This window comes from Flavobacterium sp., from assembly GCF_040382755.1.
In the GTDB taxonomy this organism is placed as follows: Bacteria; Bacteroidota; Bacteroidia; order Flavobacteriales; family Flavobacteriaceae; genus Flavobacterium.
In genome coordinates this window covers 1-6,388 of sequence record NZ_JBEIET010000116.1, presented here as the reverse complement: position 1 = coordinate 6,388, position 6,388 = coordinate 1, and the positions used below count along the sequence as shown (strand labels likewise).

The 6,388-nt window shown below is 32.5% G+C and carries 6 protein-coding genes; 1 reads left to right on the top strand and 5 read right to left on the bottom strand.

Features of this window, described 5'->3' with window-relative positions:
• Window positions 1-97 precede the first annotated feature (97 nt).
• From ABWO04_RS09310 to asnS, 3 genes are all read right to left on the bottom strand, one after another.
• The gene (locus ABWO04_RS09310; RefSeq protein ID WP_353079425.1) at window positions 98-625 is read right to left on the bottom strand and encodes a hypothetical protein; all 528 of its coding nucleotides are present in this window, start codon (window positions 623-625) and stop codon (window positions 98-100) included.
• A 113-nt stretch (window positions 626-738) separates the two neighbouring features.
• Entirely contained in the window at window positions 739-2,211 is a 1,473-nt protein-coding gene (gene rpoN / locus ABWO04_RS09305) for an RNA polymerase factor sigma-54 (RefSeq protein WP_353079423.1), read from the bottom strand.
• A 70-nt stretch (window positions 2,212-2,281) separates the two neighbouring features.
• Complete coding sequence (asnS, locus tag ABWO04_RS09300; protein WP_353079421.1) at window positions 2,282-3,730, bottom strand: asparagine--tRNA ligase; 1,449 nt, start codon at window positions 3,728-3,730, stop codon at window positions 2,282-2,284.
• A gap of 138 nt (window positions 3,731-3,868) precedes the next feature.
• On the opposite strand from asnS, the gene ABWO04_RS09295 reads away from it, so the two are divergent.
• Window positions 3,869-4,885 (top strand): NAD-dependent epimerase/dehydratase family protein, encoded by a 1,017-nt coding sequence (locus ABWO04_RS09295; protein ID WP_353079419.1) that lies wholly within the window; start codon window positions 3,869-3,871, stop codon window positions 4,883-4,885.
• Window positions 4,886-4,947: 62 nt separating this feature from the next.
• Here ABWO04_RS09295 and frr read toward each other — a convergent pair whose 3' ends face one another.
• Both frr and pyrH read right to left on the bottom strand, forming a co-directional pair.
• Window positions 4,948-5,511 (bottom strand): ribosome recycling factor, encoded by a 564-nt coding sequence (gene frr / locus ABWO04_RS09290; protein WP_353079417.1) that lies wholly within the window; start codon window positions 5,509-5,511, stop codon window positions 4,948-4,950.
• Window positions 5,512-5,577: 66 nt separating this feature from the next.
• Window positions 5,578-6,285: a UMP kinase gene (gene pyrH, locus ABWO04_RS09285; RefSeq protein ID WP_353079415.1), complete on the bottom strand. Its 708-nt coding sequence runs from the start codon at window positions 6,283-6,285 to the stop codon at window positions 5,578-5,580.
• Between the last annotated feature and the right edge of the window lie 103 nt (window positions 6,286-6,388).

The window sequence follows — 6,388 nt, the reverse complement described above, 5'->3', positions numbered from 1 at the left end:
TTGGGTTTAATACTTGGAATCCATACATTTATTATGGTTTAAATCCAATCTTTAAAGAAGGTTCTAAAATGAGTAATTTTAATGTTGGTTTTATCTTTTATATATTATAAAACCAAACCAAAATTTGTGGCAAACCGCCTACAGCTATTCCTGCTATTAATTCTATTGGTGTATGTGCTTTCATATATAATCTTGACGAGGCTACAAATCCTATACACAGTATTAAAAATGCTACAGTATTAATCGCGGCTATTTCTAAATAACTCGTAAACATTAATACAAAAACAGTTAAAGAAGTACAGCCTATCATATGCAAACTGGCTTTAAATCGAAACAATACAGAAATAAAGACTAAAAAAGCACTTATAAATCCTGCTTGAAAAAACTTAAATAATTCGGGGAAATGCGTTTCTAAAACCGTAAATTTTAAAAGCAAATACAATAGCACCAATTGAATAAAAATAGGCAATCTTCGTTCTTCAAGTGTGGCTTCGGTAAAGGAATTTATTTTTTTTAAAGCTCTTAATAATAAATAAAAACTTATAGGTAACAGCAGTGTTAGTATAAAGATTTGAATGCAGGACAAATATACTTCAGCTAAATTATTAGTGTTATCCGTAAACAAAAAATACACTATTGCTCCGTAAAGCGAAATAAATATCGGATGGAAAATATATGAAAATGGTTTTAAAAAGTATTTTGTAATCAATTAAAACGGGATTTGAACATTAAAAAAAGTTACATTTTTTTTCTCAATCTGGCTACAGGAATGTCTAATTGTTCTCTATATTTTGCAATAGTTCTTCTTGCAATTGGAAATCCTTTTTCTTTAAGAATTGCTGCCAAATCTTCATCAGGTAAGGGCTTGCTTTTGTCTTCATCAGCAATAACGCGTTCTAAAATATTTTTGATTTCAATGGTAGAAACATCTTCCCCTTGATCGTTTTTCATCGCTTCAGAGAAGAATTCTTTAATTAGTTTTGTTCCGTAAGGTGTATCCACATATTTGCTGTTTGCTACACGGGAAATGGTAGAAATATCTAAACCAATCATATCCGCAATATCTTTTAGAATCATTGGTTTTAACTTAGATTCTTCACCTTCTAAAAAGTATTCTCGTTGAAAATACATAATGGCATTCATCGTAACAAATAAGGTTTCTTGACGTTGTTTTATAGCATCAATAAACCATTTTGCCGAATCTAATTTTTGTTTTATAAACTGTACCGCATCTTTCTGTGAATTAGACTTGTCGCTGGAAACTTTATACGTTTGCAGCATTTCTTGATAGTCTTTAGACACGTGTAATTCTGGCGCGTTTCTTCCGTTCAAAAGCAATTCTAATTCGCCATCTACAATACGAATGGTAAAATCAGGAACTACGTGTTCTACAATCCTACTATTGCTATCGTAACTGCCACCCGGTTTTGGATTTAATTTTTCAATTTCTTCAATCGCTTTTTTTAATTGGTCTTTGGAACAATCAAATTTTTGCAGTAATTTATCGTAATGTTTTTTAGTAAACGCATCAAATTGTTTATCAAGTATTGCAATGGCTAAATTAACCGATTCCGTTGGGGTTTTGTGTTTTAATTGAATCAATAAACATTCTTGTAAATCCCTTGCGCCTACTCCAGAAGGTTCTAACTGTTGCACAATATGCAATACTTTTTCAACTGATTTCTCGTCAGTATACACCCCTTGTGTAAATGCCATATCATCTACAATATCCTGAATGGTTCGTCTGATATAGCCAGAATCTTCAATGCTTCCTACTAAAAATTCAGCAATTTCTCTATCATTTTCTGAAAGAATAAACGTGTTTAATTGATTAATTAAATCTTGATGAAAACTTATTTGAGCCGCCACAGGCAACGTTCGGTCTTCATCGTCATCGCTATAATTATTACTTTGATATTTATAATCTGGCGTATCGTCGTTGCTTAAATATTCATCAATATTAATATCGCCAGTATCTATTTGGTCGTTATCGTAATCATCATAACCATCCTCGTCATTTGAAGTATCATTATAATCATCTAACGATTCGTTATTGTCGTCTAAACTTCCTTCTAAAGCTGGATTTTCAACCATTTCCTCTTGCAAACGTTGTTCAAAAGCTTGCGTAGGCAATTGAATCAACTTCATCAACTGAATTTGTTGAGGCGATAATTTTTGCGATAATTTGAAATTTAAACTGTGTTTTAACATTATATCTTGCTTTAAGCTTTATGCATTATGCTTTAAGCCTATTGCTTATTGCCTAATGCCTAAAGCCTTATTAAAACTCTGCGTTATCTGGCGTTCTTGGGAAAGGAATTACGTCGCGAATGTTAGTCATACCCGTAACAAACAACACCAATCTTTCAAAACCTAATCCGAAACCTGAATGCACCGCTGAACCGAATCTACGAGTATCTAAATACCACCATAATTCCTCTTCATCAATACCTAAGGCTTTCATTTTTTCGATTAAAACGTCCAAACGCTCTTCACGTTGCGAACCTCCAACAATTTCTCCAATTCCTGGAAATAAAATATCCATAGCGCGTACGGTTTCTTTTCCTGGTTCGGTTCCGTCGTTTAATCGCATATAAAATGCTTTGATTTTAGCTGGATAATCGAATAATATTACAGGACATTTGAAATGTTTTTCTACTAAGAAACGTTCGTGTTCTGATTGTAAATCGGCACCCCATTCGTCAATTAAATATTGGAATTTTTTATTTTTATTTGGTTTCGAATTTTTAAGAATATCAATAGCTTCGGTATACGAAACACGCTTGAAATTATTTTCTAAAACGAAATTTAATTTTTCTAACAAAGCCATTTCGCTACGTTCCGCTTGTGGTTTGTTTTTTTCTTCTTCTAATAAACGATTTTCTAAAAACTTTAAATCTTCAGGACATTTATCTAACGTGTATTTAATTACATTTTGAATAAAATCTTCCGCTAAATCCATATTCGCAGCCAAATCATTAAAAGCTACTTCTGGTTCAATCATCCAAAATTCGGCTAAGTGACGTGATGTATTTGAATTTTCCGCACGGAAAGTAGGTCCAAATGTATACACTTGACCTAAAGACATTGCATACGTTTCTGCTTCTAATTGCCCAGATACGGTAAGATTAGTTTGTTTACCGAAAAAGTCTTCTTTATAATTTACTTTTCCGTCTTCAGTTCTTGGCGTATTATCAAAAGGCAAAGCCGAAACTTGAAACATTTCTCCAGCACCTTCAGCATCAGAACCTGTAATAATTGGTGTATTTACATACACAAATCCTTTTTCTTGAAAATACTTATGCACCGCAAAAGACAATGTAGAACGTACACGCATAATGGCACCAAACATATTGGTTCGGGTACGCAAGTGAGCATTTTCTCTTAAAAAGTCTAAACTTGGTTTATTTTTAGGTTGTATTGGGAATTTTTCCGCATCAGAATCGCCTAAAATTTCAAGTTTTGCTACTTGAATTTCAACTTTTTGTCCAGCACCTTGACTTTCTACTAAAGTTCCCGTCACAGAAATAGCCGCACCAGTAGTAATGCGTTTTAAGGTTTCTTCAGGTGTGTTTTCAAAATCAACCACACACTGAATATTATTAAGCGTTGAACCATCATTTAACGCTACAAACTGATTGTTTCTAAACGTTCTTACCCAACCTTTTGCGTTTACTTCTTGTAACGTTTTTGTATTTTCTAATAAATCTATAATTCTGATGTGCTTCATAATCTCCAAATGTTCATTTAAAATGCAAATATAGGGCGAATTTTTGAGTTTTAGAAATGCGAATTTTAGATAAATTTATACTGGTTTTTTCTTTATTAGAAGCTACTTATTATTTCAATTTTTCACTAATTTTACAAAATGATATTAGTTACAGGCGGAACAGGTTTAGTTGGTTTTCATTTATTATTGCAACTTTCTCAAGAAGAGAATGCCATTAGAGCAATATATAGATCGGAGAAAAAACTTCTGTACGTTAAAAAATTATTCGAAAATGAAAACAAGCTTTCGGAATTTGAAAAAATTGATTGGGTTAATGCCGATATTTTAGATATTCCTGCTCTTGAAACTGCTTTTACTAACGTTTCTTATGTATATCATTGTGCAGCACTGGTTTCTTTTAATCCAAAAGACGAAGAGAAACTGTACCAAAACAATATTATTGGAACCGCAAATGTGGTGAATTGTTGCTTATATTCAGATGTAAAAAAATTGTGCTATGTAAGTTCAATTTCAGCTTTAGGAAACGGAACGGAACATAGTTTATTGATAAATGAAGAAACGGAAAGAAACAACGAAATTGTAAGAAGCGATTATTCTATTTCGAAATTTGGCTCAGAAATGGAAGTTTGGCGAGGGTTTCAAGAAGGATTAGATATTGTAATTGTCAATCCAGGTGTAATTTTCGGGAATGGATTTCCAAAAGAAGGCAGTAGTTTATTTATTCAAAATATAAAAAACGGACAATTATTTTATACGCAAGGTAAACTTGGAATTGTAGCTGTGGATGATGCGGTAAAAGCGATGACAACCTTAATGAAAAGCACCATTTCTGGAGAACGATTTATTTTAGTTGCCGAAGATGTAACTTACAAAGATTTGTTTGATACTATTGCAGATTGTTTGGCTTCGAGAACCTCAGCAAACAAAGTAAAAAAACCAAAATTTGAAATAAAAAAGTGGCAATTACAAATTATTCGAATCTTTGAGTTTATTTTCACAACTCTGTTTTTCAGAAAACGAATGCTCACAAAAGCAACCATAAACGCATTATATAATTTAGAAACTCACGATACGACTAAAATTAAAACCGCTATTGATTTTGAGTTTTTAGATATGAAGTTATATTTGAAAACGTTGATAGAGAAAATGAAATAAAAAATCCAAATTCCTTTTACATATTGAAATTTGGATTTCTAAATATTGAAAGTTATTTATAATTATACTTTCATAATTTCAGCTTCTTTAGCTACAAAAATTTCATCAATTTTCTTAATAAAAGCATCTGTTAATTTTTGTACGGAATCCTCCGCAACTTTACAAATATCTTCTGATGTTCCGTCTTTTTCTTCTTTTTTGATGTCGCTATTGGCGTCTTTTCTGGCATTTCTGATACCTACTTTGGCATCTTCTGCTTCTGCTTTGGCTTGTTTTACCAATTCGCGTCTTCTGTCTTCTGTTAAAGCGGGAATACTAATAATAATATTATCACCATTATTCATCGGGTTTAACCCTAAATTAGCAATCATTATCGCTTTTTCAATAGGTTGCAACATCGCTTTTTCCCAAGGCGTTACGGTTAAAGTTCTTGCGTCAGCTGCTACAACATTTGCCACTTGAGCCAATGCCGTTTGTGCCCCATAATAATCTACAAAAACACTACCTAACATTTGCGGAGATGCTTTTCCTGCTCTAATGTTTAAAAATTCTTTTTCTAAATGCGCTACCGAACCATTCATAGATTCTTTCGCACTATCAATAATAAAGTTAATTTCTTCTGTCATTTTATTTATTTTAAAATTCCAATATAATAAATTCCAATTTCGTAAATCGTAAATCTAAATTCGTAATTAAATTGTTACTGTTGTTCCTATCGTTTCTCCGTTACAAATTTTAAGTAAATTTCCTTTTTTGTTCATATCAAAAACAATAATTGGCAATTTATTTTCCTGACTTAATGTAAAAGCTGTCGTGTCCATTACATTTAATCCTTTGGCTAAAACATCATCAAAAGTAATGGTGTCATATTTTACAGCGCTTGGGTCTTTCTCTGGATCAGCTGTATACACACCATCCACGCGAGTTCCTTTTAAAATAACATCGCAATTTACTTCTATTCCTCTTAAAACTGCTGCCGTATCTGTAGTAAAATATGGATTTCCAGTTCCGGCACCAAAAATTACTATTCTACCTTTTTCAAGGTGTCTTGTAGCTCTTCTTTTGATATAAGGTTCTGCAATGGCTTCAATTTTTAATGCGGTTTGTAAACGTGTTGGCATTCCTGCATCTTCTAATGCCCCTTGTAACGCCATTCCGTTAATTACAGTAGCTAACATACCCATATAATCGCCTTGTACACGATCCATTCCATTACTTGCACCTGCTACACCTCTAAAAATATTTCCACCGCCAATTACAATGGCAATTTCTACACCTTGGTCGTGAATTTGTTTGATTTCTGAAGCATAATCTGCTAAAGTTTTCGGATCAATTCCGTACTGTCTCTCACCCATTAAGGCTTCTCCACTTAATTTAAGAAGGATTCTTTTGTAACTCATTGTGTTATTTTTAGTGTTGCAAATATAATTATTATCTGCTATCAAAAAAACAATTTAATTTAGAAACTCCAATTCTGTGTAACATATAATACACAATTGCTCA